This window comes from Mycobacterium sp. NGS50 (genome assembly GCF_059812545.1).
Genome location: NZ_JCALCW010000044.1, coordinates 1 through 12022 on the forward strand (window position 1 = coordinate 1; position 12022 = coordinate 12022).

A 12022-nucleotide genomic window follows, 5' to 3' on the forward strand; every position below is an offset into this window, starting at 1 on the left:
TGAGGGTGCCACTCGCGTACGCCGGCGGTAACGTCGCTGCGTATGGGCACTGTCAAACCGGCCAAGCCGCCCTGGTGGCTCAAGCCGGCCAACAAGGTTTTCATCCAGATGTCTCGGCTGGGCCTGCGATTCGGCGGGGAGAGCCCGGTGGTGCTGACGGTGCCCGGACGCAAATCCGGGCAGCCCCGCTCGACACCGGTCACCCCGATGACCGTCGATGGAGCCGAGTACGTCGTCGGCGGATTTCCCGGCGCGGACTGGGTGGCCAATGTGCGGGCCGCCAAGGAGGCCACCGTGGCCCGCGGCCGTCGCCGCGAGCGGGTGCGGATCATCGAACTACCGGCCGAGGAAGCGCGGCCGCTGCTGCGGGTCTGGCCGATCCAGGTGCCCACCGGTGTCGGGTTCATGAAGCGGTCCGGGCTGGTGACCGACGGGCGGCCCGAGGAGTTCGAGGCGCTGGCCGGGGTGTGCCCGGTGTTCCGCCTCGACCCGATACGGTGATCTCGGACAGCGCGACAACGACCAGGGATGGAGTGGCAACCGCCTTGACCGACAATCCTTTCCACCCCGAGATCTGGCAGCCGGTCGACGGATTCGACGACCTGACCGACATCACCTACCACCGGCACGTCTCGGATGCGACGGTGCGGGTGGCGTTCGACCGGCCCGAGGTGCGCAACGCGTTTCGCCCGCACACCGTCGACGAGCTCTACCGGGTGCTCGACCACGCACGGATGTCCTCGGATGTGGGCGTGGTGCTGCTGACCGGCAACGGTCCCGCCCCCAAAGACGGCGGCTGGGCGTTCTGCTCGGGCGGTGACCAGCGCATCCGGGGCCGCAGCGGCTACCAGTACGCGTCCGGGGACACCGCGGACACCGTCGATGCCGCCCGCGCCGGGCGGCTGCACATCCTGGAGGTGCAGCGGCTGATCCGGTTCATGCCCAAGGTGGTGATCTGTCTGGTCAACGGCTGGGCCGCCGGCGGCGGGCACAGCCTGCACGTGGTCTGCGATCTGACGTTGGCCAGCCGCGAGCATGCCCGGTTCAAGCAGACCGACGCCGACGTCGGCAGTTTCGACGGCGGCTACGGGTCGGCGTATCTGGCCCGCCAGGTGGGCCAGAAGTTCGCCCGCGAGATCTTCTTCCTGGGCCGGCCCTACACCGCCGAGCAGATGCACGCCATGGGCGCGGTCAACGAGGTCGTCGAGCACGCCGAGCTGGAGACCGTCGGGGTGGACTGGGCGCGCCAGATCAACGCCAAATCGCCGCAGGCACAACGGATGCTGAAGTTCGCGTTCAACCTGCTCGACGACGGGCTGGTCGGTCAGCAGATCTTCGCCGGCGAGGCCACCCGGCTGGCGTACATGACCGATGAGGCGGTGGAGGGCCGCGACGCGTTCCTGGAAAAGCGCGACCCGGACTGGAGTCGCTTCCCGCGGTATTTCTGACGGCGTCCGCAAGCCGGAGCAGCAACGTCGAGATCGACGTCGACACGGAAAAGAAAGTATGAGAACACGCCACGACAACGTCGATCTCGGCGCGTTCGGCGGGCCGCATAGACTGTCTAACCATGAGCAAAAGCCCGATGCGCCGCGTCCGCGACGCGGTCGCCCTGACCGCGATGCGGCCGCCGATCTCCCCGCAGCTTCTGCTGTACCGGCCGGCACCCAAGCCGGTCGATCTGCGCGGCAAGCGGGTGCTGCTGACCGGCGCGTCGTCGGGCATCGGCGCGGCCGCCGCCGAACAGTTCGCCGCCCAGGGCGCCACGGTGGCCGTCGCGGCGCGCCGCCAGGAACTGCTCGACGAGGTGGTGCAGCGAATCACCGCCGCCGGCGGTGAGGCGACCGCGATCGCCTGCAACCTGTCCGATCTGGACGCCGTGGACGCGCTGACCGCGACCGTGCTGCAGCGCCTGGGCGGGGTGGACATCCTGGTCAACAATGCCGGCCGGTCGATTCGCCGGCCGCTGGCCGAGTCGCTGGACCGCTGGCATGACGTCGAGCGGACCATGACGCTCAACTACTACTCGCCGCTGCGGCTGATCCGCGGCATCTCCCCGGGCATGCTCGAACGCGGCGACGGCCACATCATCAACGTCTCCACCTGGGGGGTGATGACGGAGGCCACCCCGCTGTTCGGGGTGTACAACGCGTCGAAGGCCGCGCTGTCCACGATCAGCCGTGTCGCCGAAACCGAGTGGGGCGCAAAGGGTGTGCACTCCACCACGCTGTACTACCCGCTGGTGGCCACCCCGATGATCGCGCCAACGAAGGCGTTCCAGGGCCGGCCCGCGCTGACCGCCGAGGAGGCCGGCGAGTGGATGATCGCCGCGGCGCGGACCCGGCCGATCCGGATCGCGCCGCGGATCGCCGTGGGGGCGCGGGCGCTGGACGTGATGGCGCCGGGCTGGGTCAATGGGCTGATGGCCCAGCGCAACAAGCGGTCGTGATAGACAACACGGCATGGAGATTCTGGCCAGCCGAATCCTGTTCCGGCCGGCGGACTACCAACGGTCGCTGGCGTTCTACCGCGACCAGATCGGGTTGGCCATCGCCCGCGAGTACGGCGCGGGCACGGTGTTCTACGCCGGGCAGTCGCTGATCGAGCTGGCCGGCCACGGCCGTGCCGCAGAACAGGACGCAGAACAGGACGCGTCGTTCCCCGGCGCGTTGTGGCTGCAGGTCCGCGACCTGGAGGCCACCCGGGCCGAGTTGGCGGGCCGCGGCGTGGCGATCGCCCGTGAGCCCCGACGTGAGCCGTGGGGCCTGCACGAAATGCACGTCACCGACCCCGACGGGGTGACGTTGATTTTCGTGGAAATTCCGGCTAACCACCCGTTGCGCCGTGATAATCGCCAGGATCGACCAGGTTAAACATGGAGGAACAGTTGAAGGGTTCGGTGATGGCGGTAGATCACCACTGGCATTGTCTAGCTATGCGAATCGCTGACGGCGGTGTCCGGTGAGTCTTGATCTGTTCCTGTTGATCATCGTCGTGGTGACGGCGTTGGCCTTCGATTTCACCAACGGATTCCACGACACCGGCAACGCGATGGCGACCTCCATCGCCAGCGGCGCGCTCAAGCCCAAGGCCGCGGTGATCATGTCCGCCTGCCTGAACCTGCTCGGCGCGTTCCTGTCCACCGCGGTGGCGGCGACGATCGCCAAGGACCTGGTGCACGCCCAACTGGTGAGCCTGGAGCTGGTGTTCGCCGGCCTGGTCGGCGGCATCGTGTGGAACCTGCTGACCTGGCTACTGGGCATCCCGTCGAGTTCCTCGCATGCGCTGATCGGCGGCATCGTCGGCGCGATGATCGCGGCAGTCGGCGGACACGGGGTGATCTGGACCGGCCTGGTGTCCAAGGTGCTGATGCCCGCGGTCGTCGCGGTGATCGTGGCCACCACGGTCGCCACCGCCGGGACCTGGCTGGTGTACCGCATCACCCGCGGCGCCGACGAGGCCCGCACCGAGCGCGGCTTCCGGCGCGGCCAGATCGGCTCGGCGGCGCTGGTATCGCTGGCGCACGGCACCAACGACGCCCAGAAGACGATGGGCGTGATCTTCCTGGCACTGATCTCCTATGGCAGCGTCAACAAATCCGACTCGCTGCCGCCGCTGTGGGTGATCGTGAGCTGCGCACTGGCGATGGCCGCCGGCACCTACTTCGGCGGTTGGCGGATCATCCGCACCCTGGGTAAGGGTCTGGTGGAGATCAAGCCGCCGCAGGGCATGGCCGCCGAGTCCGCGGCGGCCGCCGTCATCCTGCTGTCCAGCAACTTCGGCTACTCGCTGTCCACCACTCAGGTCGCCACCGGCTCGGTGCTGGGCAGCGGGGTGGGCAAGCCCGGCGCCGAGGTGCGCTGGGGTGTGCTCGGCCGGATGGTGACCGCCTGGCTGATCACGCTGCCGCTGGCCGGCGGTGTCGGTGCGGCGACCTATCTGCTGGTCCACGCGCTCGGCGGCTTCCTGGGCGTGGTGGTCGGGTTCGCGCTGCTGGTCGCGGTTGCGCTGCTGATCTGGTGGCGGTCGCGGCGGGTGCCGATCGACGCCAACAACGTCAACGCCGACTGGGACGGCGGCCTGACCGGTGGCCTGCAGGCTCCCGATGAGCCGGTGCCGGCGTCGGTGACCCCCACCCCGGAGGATGTCCGCGCATGAGTACCTGGTTCAACTACGCCGCCACGCTGAAGATCCTGGTTTTCAGCCTGCTGGTGGGCGCCGCGCTGCCCGGATTGTTCGCGGTCGGGGTTCGCGTCGGCGCGGCCGGCGCCAGCGGCGGCGTCACCGAATCACCCGCCGAGCGCAAGCTGCTGACCGTCCTGAGTTGGGCCATCTTCGCGCTGGTGTTGGTGGTGGTGCTGGTCGGGGTGCTGTTCATCGCACGGGATTTCATCGCGCACAACACCGGCGTGTACCTGCTGGGCGCCAAGCACCCCAAGCACGGCTAGCAGCGCTTCGCCACGGTGACCCGATTCCTGCGCGCCATCGTGGAGTGGTTGCGCGCGGGCTACCCCGAGGGTGTTCCGCAGACCGATTACTTCCCGCTGCTGGCGCTGCTGTCGCGGCGGCTGAGCGGCGACGAGGTCAAGGCCGTCGCCGGGGAGTTGATGCGCCGCGGTGATTTCGACAATGTCGACATCGGTGTGCTGATCACCCGGATCACGCACGAACTGCCGTCCCCCGACGACGTCGAACGGGTCCGGCAGCGGCTGGCCGCGCAGGGCTGGCCGCTCGACGATCCCCGCGACGAGGAGGATCGACCATAGCCACCCTGCGGGCGCTGACCGTCGCACCGGGACGCGCGGCGGAATCCCTGCTGCCGGCGCTTCAGGACGTTCTCGACGGCCGCGGCGACCCGCTGGTCCCGGTGCCGCCGGGCGAGGCCGCGGCCGCGGCACTGCGGGTCGGTCAGCCGATCGACGACGACGTCGCCGTGGTGGTGACGACCTCGGGAACCACCGGCACACCCAAGGGGGCGCTGCTGAGCGCGGCGGCGTTGACCGCCAGCGCAACCGCCACCCACGACCGGCTGGGCGGGCCGGGACGCTGGTTGTTGGCGCTGCCGCCACACCACGTCGCCGGGGTGCAGGTGCTGGTGCGCAGCGTGGTGGCCGGCACCGCCCCGGTGGAACTCGACGTTTCGGCGGGCTTCGACGTGACGACGCTGCCCGACGCGGTGGCCGGGCTGGGCGCGGGGCGGCGCTACACGTCGCTGGTCGCCGCCCAGCTGGCCAAGGCGCTGACCGTTCCGGAGGCCGCGGCGGCGCTGGCGGAGCTGGACGCGGTGCTGCTCGGCGGCGGACCCGCCCCGCAGCCGGTGCTGGATGCCGCCGCGGCGGCCGGTATCACCGTCGTGCGCACCTACGGCATGAGCGAGACGGCCGGCGGCTGCGTCTACGACGGCGTCCCGCTTCACGGGGTGCGGGTGCGCATCGCCGCCGACGGCCGGGTGGTCATCGGCGGGGCGACGCTGGCCAACGGCTACCGCAACCCCGCCGATCCGGATCCGTTCGCCGAGCCCGGCTGGTTTCACACCGACGACCTGGGCGCGCTGGACGCCTCGGGGGTGCTGCGGATCCTGGGCCGCGTCGACGACGCCATCAGCACCGGCGGGTTGACGGTGCAACCGCAGCTGGTGGAGGCCGCGCTGGCCACCCATCCGTCAGTCGCCGACGTGGCGGTGTTCGGGGTCCCCGACGAACGGTTGGGCCAGCGGGTGTGCGCCGCGGTGGTGCTCACCGCCGGCTCCCCCGCCCCCAGCCTGGATGCGCTGCGGGCACACCTGGCCGCTGCGCTGGAGGCCACCGCCGCGCCGCGCGAGCTGCACGTCGTCGAGGCATTGCCGCGGCGCGGGATCGGCAAAATCGACCGCAAAGCGTTGGCGCGCCGGTTCAGCGTGGGCGGGTAGCCGACCTCGGCCGCCGCTGTGCCAAACTTCGGCTGACACGCGACACCGCGCACCCATCCACACCGCCCGAGGTGACCATGAGCTACCGCGACCAGCGCGCCTGGCGCACGATCCAGCAGCACCTGCCACCCGCCTACCGGCTCGACCCGGCGCAGGAACCCACCGAGGAGTGGTGGGACTGGCACGGTCACCACATCCATTTGGACACCTACCGCAACCCGGACGCGGCGGTGAAGGTGATCCTGTTCCACGGTGTGGGGACCAACGGACGTCAGATGTCGACGATCGCCGGGGCGCCCCTGGCCCGGCGCGGGTACGAAACCATCGCCGTGGACATGCCCGGCTACGGCGTCACCCGGGTCGCCGCGAACGGCCCGGTCACCTACGACGACTGGGTGGACGCCGGAGTCGCGATCGTCGCGGCCGAACGCCAGCGCGACGACCGCCCGATCCTGCTCTACGGATTGAGCGCCGGCGGCATGCTCACCTACCACGTGGCCGCGGTGAGCCCGCACGTCGCCGGCATCGTGGGCATGACCTTCCTGGACCAGCGGGACCCGCGCGTCCAGGTGGAAACCGCGCTCATCCCGCTGATGGGACGCATCGGTGGACCGGTGATGAGCCGGGTCGCGCGGACCCGGCTGCGGCCGGCGCGGATCCCGATGTGGCTGGCCAGCAAGATGTACACGCTGGTCAACGACAAGGCGGCGCTGCGGGCCTGCCTGGCCGATCGCACCTCCGCCGGCAACTGGGTGTCGCTGGCCTTTCTGGCGTCCTACCTGGATTACCGACCGGCCGTCGAACCGGCCGAGTTCACCAGCTGCCCGGTGCTGCTGACCCAGCCCGGGGCCGACCGCTGGACCCCGATGCACCTGAGCGAGCCGTTCCTGGACCGGATCACCCGGGTGCCGGTGACCAAGGTCGTGCTCGACGGTGCCGGCCACTACCCGATCGAGTTGCCCGGGCTGGATCAGATGGTCGACGCGATCGACGACTTCGCTCGGGCCGTCACGGCGCCGCCGCGCGGCCGGTGACGACGTAGCCCACGGCGGCGGCCAAGACAGCGAATTTGAGCAGCGCCGCCGCCCGGGCGCGACGCGCGTAGACGCCAATACGCCGGTGCCGCAGCACGTTCAGCAGCGACACGCCCTCGACCGCGTCGGCGGCGACCGCCACGGCCGCCGCGGCGGGCAGCGCGGCCGGGTGGCCCCGGCGCCGACGGGCACGATCGAGCAGAAGTGCCGTCAGCCAGCCGTAGCTGGCCATGTATCCGAAGTCCAGCCACAGCGACAACCGCGCCGCGCGCTGACCGCGCGGCCCCCAGCGCGCCATCAGGTCGCCGGCGCTGGTCGCGTCGCCGGCCAACTCCAAGGCGATGATTCCGGAGCCGCCCGCCGCGCGCATCGGGCGTTCCACCCCCAACATGACCGCGGTGTAGCCGAGGAAAACGGCGGTCGCCACCGCCAGGCGCTGACTTCGACCGTCCACCCCGCGCACCTCCGCCGTCAGCCACGATTGGAATCCCGCAAACCGGGTATACCCGCATCTCGTTTGGCGGTCGTATCCGGGGGCTGGCTTCACCGACTGAGGTGCCCTTACAATCGCCTGGGTCGGCCGAGACGACACGCATGGGGAAATGATGGACGTCAACGAATTGGTCTCTGCTACTTGGTCCCGCCGCGCCGCACGCGTTGTTGGCGCCGTCGCCGTGACGGCTGCAACGGTGCTGCTGGCGCCGGCCGCCCCGCCGGTATCCGCCCAGCCGTGTCCCGACGTGGAGGTGGTGTTCGCCCGCGGCACCGGCGAGCCGCCCGGGGTCGGTGGGATCGGGCAGTCCTTCGTCGACGCCCTGCATTCCCGGGTCGGCGACAAGTCGTTCGAGGTGTATCCGGTCAACTACGCGGCCAGCAGTGATTTCGGCGGTGGCATCGAGTTCGCGCGCACCGTGGTGGACGGGATCCGTGATGCGGGCAGCCATATCGAGGCGACCGCGGCGAACTGCCCCAACACCCGCATCGTGCTCGGCGGTTTCTCCCAGGGCGCGGCGGTGGCCGGCTACGTCACCTCCGCGGAGATCCCCAAGGAGGTGCCCGCCGAATACCGTTCCTACATACCGCAGCCGATGCCGGCGTCGGTGGCCAACCATGTCGCCGCGGTAACCCTGTTCGGCACACCGTCGGATCACTTCCTGCAGCCCAACGGCGCGCCGCCGGTCGCCATCGGCCCGCTGTACGCGTCGAAAACCCTGCAGCTGTGCGCCGACGGTGACACGATCTGCAACGGCGACCCGGCCGGCGGGCCGCCGTTGGCGCACGGCTCCTACGGCGTGAACGGAATGACCGACCAGGCCGCGGATTTCGCGGCTGGTCGGCTCTGATCCATCAGGGCAGCTCGAAAGGCAAGGCGACGCCCTGGTGCGCCAGGCAGTGGGTGCAGCCGCGCTCGTCGGGCACCTGATCGATCGCCTCACGCACCAGCTTCTTGAACGGCTCGATGTTGTTCTCGAACTCCTTGAACACGTCGACGGCCCTGACCCCGTCGCCCGCCGCGACACCGGCATCCAGGTCGGTCACCAAAGCAACTGCGGCATAACATAACTCAAGCTCGCGGGCAAGCACAGCCTCCGGGTATCCGGTCATGTTGATCAGCCGGAAGCCGGCGGAGGCGAACCATTGACTTTCCGCGCGGGTGGAGAACCGCGGACCGCTGATCACCACCATGGTGCCGCCGTCGACCACCCCGGGCAGCGCGGTCACCGTGGCACGCAGCGCCGCACAGTACGGGTCGGCGAACTCGACGTGCACGCCGCCGGCGTCGAAGTAGGTGTCGGCGCGCCCGGTGGTGCGGTCCACCAGCTGGTCGGGCACCACGATCGAGCCCGGCGGCAGCTCGGGTGTCAGGCTGCCGACCGCGCACGGCGCGAAAACCCGCCGCACGCCCAGGGCACGCAGCGCCCACATGTTGGCCCGGTAGGGGACGGTGTGTGCGGAATACTCGTGCTTGGCGCCGTGGCGGGGCAGGAACGCCACCTCGTGGCCGCCCACCGTGCCGACGGTGATCTCGGCACTGGGCGCACCGTAGGGGGTGTCCACCGCGACGGTGCGGGTTTCCGACTCGAAGAACGTGTAGAAACCGCTTCCGCCGATCACTCCCAGCATCTGCGCCAGCTCCCCTTCCGCATCGCTCCGCTGGGCGTCGTCGCCGGCGGCTATGCGTTCATTGTCCGATACGGCCGTGCAAGGATTGCGCCCATGTCCGACAAGGCGACGTTCGCGCAATGGATCGAGGGAGCCCGTCCCCGCACGCTGCCCAACGCGATCGCGCCCGTCATCGCCGGAACCGGGGCGGCGGCCTGGCTGGACAGCGCCGTGTGGTGGCGCGCCCTGCTGGCGCTGGCCGTGGCGGTGGCCCTGATCATCGGCGTCAACTTCGCCAACGACTACTCCGACGGGATCCGCGGCACCGACGACGAGCGGGCCGGCCCGGTGCGGTTGGTGGGTTCGCGGCTGGCCACGCCCCGGGCGGTGCTGACCGCCGCGGTGGTGAGCCTGACGCTGGGTGCGGTGGCCGGGCTGGCGCTGGCGATCGTCAGCGCGCCGTGGCTGATCGCGGTCGGTGGGGCCTGCATCGCCGGGGCCTGGCTGTATACCGGAGGGTCCAAGCCGTACGGCTACATCGGCCTGGGTGAGGTCGCGGTGTTCGTGTTCTTCGGGCTGGTCGCCGTGCTGGGCACCCAGTACACCCAGGCGCTGCGGGTGGACCGGGTGGGGCTGACGCTGGCGGTGGCGATCGGGGCGTTGTCGTCGGCGGTGCTGGTCGCCAACAATCTGCGCGACATCCCCACCGATGCGCGCTCGGGCAAGACGACGCTGGCGGTACGCCTCGGCGACGCCCGCACCCGGGTGTTGTATCAGCTGCTGCTGGCGGTGGCCGGGGTGTCGACGGTGGTGCTGGCGGTGCTGGCCACACCGTGGTGCGCGACGGGCCTGGTGGCCGCGCCGCTGGCGGTGCGGGCCGCCCGCCCGGTGCGCACCGGCCGCGGCGGCGCCGAGCTGATCCCGGTGCTGCGTGACACCGGGCTGACCATGCTGGTGTGGTCGATCGCGGTGGCCGTCTCCCTGTGGCGTTGACGCTGCGCCAGCGGCGCAGTCTTCTCGAACTTTTGCGCCGTGAGCGCAGGGTCAACGGAAAAAAGGGGGCTATTCCCCGCGCAGTCGGGCCCGGATCTGCTCGCGGTCGCGGCGGCGGCGCTCGCTGACCTCCCCGACGCTGGCGGCGGCCCGGCGACGCAGCGGCGCGAACACCCAGATGCCAAGCGGCAACGCGATGATCAACGCGAACATCACCGCGACCAGACCCGGGAAGTCGTTCACCCCCAGCAGTCGCCCCGCCACGAAGATCACGACGCTGAGCGCCGCCACCAACAGCAACCGGGCCGCGGCGTACACGACGATGTCGAGCACCGCACGACGGGCCGACGTCTGACCTTCCGACACACGACGAGCCTAAGGTGTGCAGGTATATTCGGGTCAAGGAGGTGTTGCGTGCTTTACCTGCTCCTCATCCTGGCATTGGGGACCTTGATCTACCTGGGCGTGCGCGCAGCCCGGGTGCAGTCGGCGCGACCCAAGACCCGGGTGATCGGCCCCGACGACGATCCCGAATTCCTGTGGCGGCTAAGCCACGGAGACAACCCGCACTAGACGAAGTGCTGATTGGACCGTTCGTTGCTGGGGAATCCGTCAGCGACGACGGCGGCCAGCTCGATCAGCGCCTCCCGGGTTTCCCGCTTCAGCAGGTCCAGGTTGATCTCGGCGCCTTCCTCCAGGTGCGGATCGAACGGCACCAGACGCACCGCCCGGCAGCGCCGGGAGAAGTGGTCGACGACCTTCTGCATGTCGACCTTGCCGGAGCGGGGCCGCACCGCGTTGATGACGGCGATCGAGTTGCGCACCAGTTCCTCGTGGCCGTGCGCGTCCAGCCAGTCCAGCGTCGCCGACGCGCTGCGGGCGCCATCAACTGAGCCCGAACTCACCACGACCAGGGTGTCGGCCTTGGCCAGCACCGCGGCCATCGCCGAGTGCATCAGCCCGGTGCCGCAGTCGGTGAGGACCAGGCTGTAGAAGCGCTCCAGCACCTGCAGGGTGCCGGTGTAGTCCTCGGCGCTGAACGCCTCCGAGACCGCCGGGTCGCTCTCCGAGGCCAGCACCTCCAGCCGGCTGGGCCCCTGGTTGGTGTAGCTGCGGACGTCGCTGTAACGCTCGATGCCGTCGGCGTCGCGAAGCAGGTGACGCACCGTGGCCGGGGTTTCCAGCGGCACCTTCTGGCTCAACGTGCCGCGGTCGGGGTTGGCGTCGACCGCCACCACCCGGTCACCGCGGATGGACGCGAAGGTGGCGCCCAGGGTGGCGGTGATGGTGGTCTTGCCGACGCCGCCCTTCAACGACAGCAGCGCGATGCGGTAGCAGCCCTGCAACGGACGGTTGGCCTGCACCACCAGGTCGTTGTAGCGCAGCGTGCGGGGGCTCTCACCGACGTTGATCAGCTGGCCCGACAGCCGGTAGAGCAGGCGCCGCCAGCCGGCGGTCGGCGGCGGCTTGACCTGCCGCAGCAGCGAGCTGGTGGACAGGTCGGCGTACGGCCCGACCGGCGGCTGCCGATGCGGCGCCTCCACCGGGGCGGGGGCCGAAGCGCCGCCGAAGTAGGCCGGCGGCGGGGTGTCCATCGGGTGCGGGATCCCGGTGGCCGGGGTGGCCGTCCAGGCCCGCGGTTGCGGATGCACGTCGGCCGGCGGCACCGCCTGGGTCGGGAAGGATCCGGTGGGCTCGACGAAGCGACGCTCGCTGCGGAACCCGCCGAAGGACCGGGTCTCGGAGTCGTCGGGCGGGTTGAACGCGGGCGCCTCGGGCGGCACTGCCATGCCCTCGGTCAGCTGAACCGAGCCCGGCGGGTAGGGCGGGAATTGGGTGGTCGGATGGTCAGGGCCTCGCTGGCCTTGTGAAGCCTCGCCGCCATACGGCGGATGGTCAGACACCTGCACTTCCCCTTAGTTCTCGAGTCGATTGTTGGGGGGCGATTTGTGCACTCGGCACTGAGTGCACGTTAACGAAGGGT

General features: G+C 70.3%; 16 protein-coding genes. 12 read left to right on the top strand and 4 right to left on the bottom strand.

What is annotated here, in order from left to right:
• The first annotated feature begins 42 nt into the window (after positions 1–42).
• From AC5Y36_RS23025 to AC5Y36_RS23065, 9 genes are all read left to right on the top strand, one after another.
• Positions 43–501: a nitroreductase family deazaflavin-dependent oxidoreductase gene (locus AC5Y36_RS23025; protein WP_500043286.1), complete on the top strand. Its 459-nt coding sequence runs from the start codon at positions 43–45 to the stop codon at positions 499–501.
• Between the two features lie 44 nt (positions 502–545).
• Positions 546–1448, top strand: coding sequence for a 1,4-dihydroxy-2-naphthoyl-CoA synthase (locus tag AC5Y36_RS23030; protein ID WP_500043287.1), 903 nt, complete (start codon positions 546–548; stop codon positions 1446–1448).
• Between the two features lie 122 nt (positions 1449–1570).
• Positions 1571–2449 carry an SDR family oxidoreductase gene (locus AC5Y36_RS23035; protein WP_500043288.1) on the top strand — a complete coding sequence of 293 codons (879 nt, stop codon included), beginning with the start codon at positions 1571–1573 and terminating at the stop codon, positions 2447–2449.
• Between the two features lie 13 nt (positions 2450–2462).
• On the top strand, positions 2463–2873 hold the full coding sequence (locus AC5Y36_RS23040) for a VOC family protein (protein WP_500043289.1): 411 nt from the start codon (positions 2463–2465) through the stop codon (positions 2871–2873).
• An 88-nt stretch (positions 2874–2961) separates the two neighbouring features.
• Positions 2962–4158 (top strand): inorganic phosphate transporter, encoded by a 1197-nt coding sequence (locus AC5Y36_RS23045; RefSeq protein WP_500043290.1) that lies wholly within the window; start codon positions 2962–2964, stop codon positions 4156–4158.
• On the top strand, positions 4155–4448 hold the full coding sequence (locus AC5Y36_RS23050) for a hypothetical protein (RefSeq protein ID WP_500043291.1): 294 nt from the start codon (positions 4155–4157) through the stop codon (positions 4446–4448). Before AC5Y36_RS23045 ends, AC5Y36_RS23050 begins: the two co-directional genes overlap by 4 nt.
• 15 nt (positions 4449–4463) lie before the next feature.
• The gene (locus AC5Y36_RS23055; protein WP_500043292.1) at positions 4464–4766 is read left to right on the top strand and encodes a DUF3349 domain-containing protein; all 303 of its coding nucleotides are present in this window, start codon (positions 4464–4466) and stop codon (positions 4764–4766) included.
• 50 nt (positions 4767–4816) lie between these two features.
• Entirely contained in the window at positions 4817–5908 is a 1092-nt protein-coding gene (menE, locus tag AC5Y36_RS23060) for an o-succinylbenzoate--CoA ligase (protein ID WP_500043328.1), read from the top strand.
• A 71-nt stretch (positions 5909–5979) separates the two neighbouring features.
• Complete coding sequence (locus AC5Y36_RS23065; RefSeq protein ID WP_500043293.1) at positions 5980–6942, top strand: alpha/beta hydrolase; 963 nt, start codon at positions 5980–5982, stop codon at positions 6940–6942.
• Here the strand turns inward: AC5Y36_RS23065 and AC5Y36_RS23070 are convergent.
• Positions 6917–7396, bottom strand: coding sequence for a hypothetical protein (locus AC5Y36_RS23070; RefSeq protein WP_500043294.1), 480 nt, complete (start codon positions 7394–7396; stop codon positions 6917–6919). The genes AC5Y36_RS23065 and AC5Y36_RS23070 overlap by 26 nt on opposite strands.
• Before the next feature lie 151 nt (positions 7397–7547).
• On the opposite strand from AC5Y36_RS23070, the gene AC5Y36_RS23075 reads away from it, so the two are divergent.
• The gene (locus AC5Y36_RS23075) at positions 7548–8285 is read left to right on the top strand and encodes a cutinase family protein (protein WP_500043295.1); all 738 of its coding nucleotides are present in this window, start codon (positions 7548–7550) and stop codon (positions 8283–8285) included.
• Positions 8286–8289: 4 nt separating this feature from the next.
• On the opposite strand, the gene AC5Y36_RS23080 is transcribed toward AC5Y36_RS23075, so the two are convergent.
• On the bottom strand, positions 8290–9066 hold the full coding sequence (locus tag AC5Y36_RS23080) for an S-methyl-5'-thioadenosine phosphorylase (protein ID WP_500043296.1): 777 nt from the start codon (positions 9064–9066) through the stop codon (positions 8290–8292).
• 93 nt (positions 9067–9159) lie between these two features.
• On the opposite strand from AC5Y36_RS23080, the gene AC5Y36_RS23085 reads away from it, so the two are divergent.
• Positions 9160–10038 carry a 1,4-dihydroxy-2-naphthoate polyprenyltransferase gene (locus tag AC5Y36_RS23085; RefSeq protein WP_500043297.1) on the top strand — a complete coding sequence of 293 codons (879 nt, stop codon included), beginning with the start codon at positions 9160–9162 and terminating at the stop codon, positions 10036–10038.
• Positions 10039–10107: 69 nt separating this feature from the next.
• Here AC5Y36_RS23085 and AC5Y36_RS23090 read toward each other — a convergent pair whose 3' ends face one another.
• Positions 10108–10404, bottom strand: coding sequence for a DUF4229 domain-containing protein (locus AC5Y36_RS23090; RefSeq protein WP_500043298.1), 297 nt, complete (start codon positions 10402–10404; stop codon positions 10108–10110).
• 48 nt (positions 10405–10452) lie between these two features.
• Between AC5Y36_RS23090 and AC5Y36_RS23095 the strand changes: the two genes are divergently transcribed.
• Complete coding sequence (locus AC5Y36_RS23095) at positions 10453–10611, top strand: hypothetical protein (RefSeq protein WP_500043299.1); 159 nt, start codon at positions 10453–10455, stop codon at positions 10609–10611.
• Here the strand turns inward: AC5Y36_RS23095 and AC5Y36_RS23100 are convergent.
• Entirely contained in the window at positions 10608–11942 is a 1335-nt protein-coding gene (locus AC5Y36_RS23100; protein WP_500043300.1) for a MinD/ParA family ATP-binding protein, read from the bottom strand. The genes AC5Y36_RS23095 and AC5Y36_RS23100 overlap by 4 nt on opposite strands.
• Positions 11943–12022 lie beyond the last annotated feature (80 nt).

Bases quoted from the DNA above. Each gene is read 5' to 3' on its own strand.
- AC5Y36_RS23025 (WP_500043286.1), top strand. From the start codon at position 43: ATGGGCACTGTCAAACCGGCCAAGCCGCCCTGGTGGCTCAAGCCGGCC.
- AC5Y36_RS23035 (WP_500043288.1), top strand. From the start codon at position 1,571: ATGAGCAAAAGCCCGATGCGCCGCGTCCGCGACGCGGTCGCCCTGACC.
- AC5Y36_RS23040 (WP_500043289.1), top strand. From the start codon at position 2,463: ATGGAGATTCTGGCCAGCCGAATCCTGTTCCGGCCGGCGGACTACCAA.
- AC5Y36_RS23050 (WP_500043291.1), top strand. From the start codon at position 4,155: ATGAGTACCTGGTTCAACTACGCCGCCACGCTGAAGATCCTGGTTTTC.
- AC5Y36_RS23075 (WP_500043295.1), top strand. From the start codon at position 7,548: ATGGACGTCAACGAATTGGTCTCTGCTACTTGGTCCCGCCGCGCCGCA.
- AC5Y36_RS23080 (WP_500043296.1), bottom strand. From the start codon at position 9,066: ATGCTGGGAGTGATCGGCGGAAGCGGTTTCTACACGTTCTTCGAGTCG.
- AC5Y36_RS23085 (WP_500043297.1), top strand. From the start codon at position 9,160: ATGTCCGACAAGGCGACGTTCGCGCAATGGATCGAGGGAGCCCGTCCC.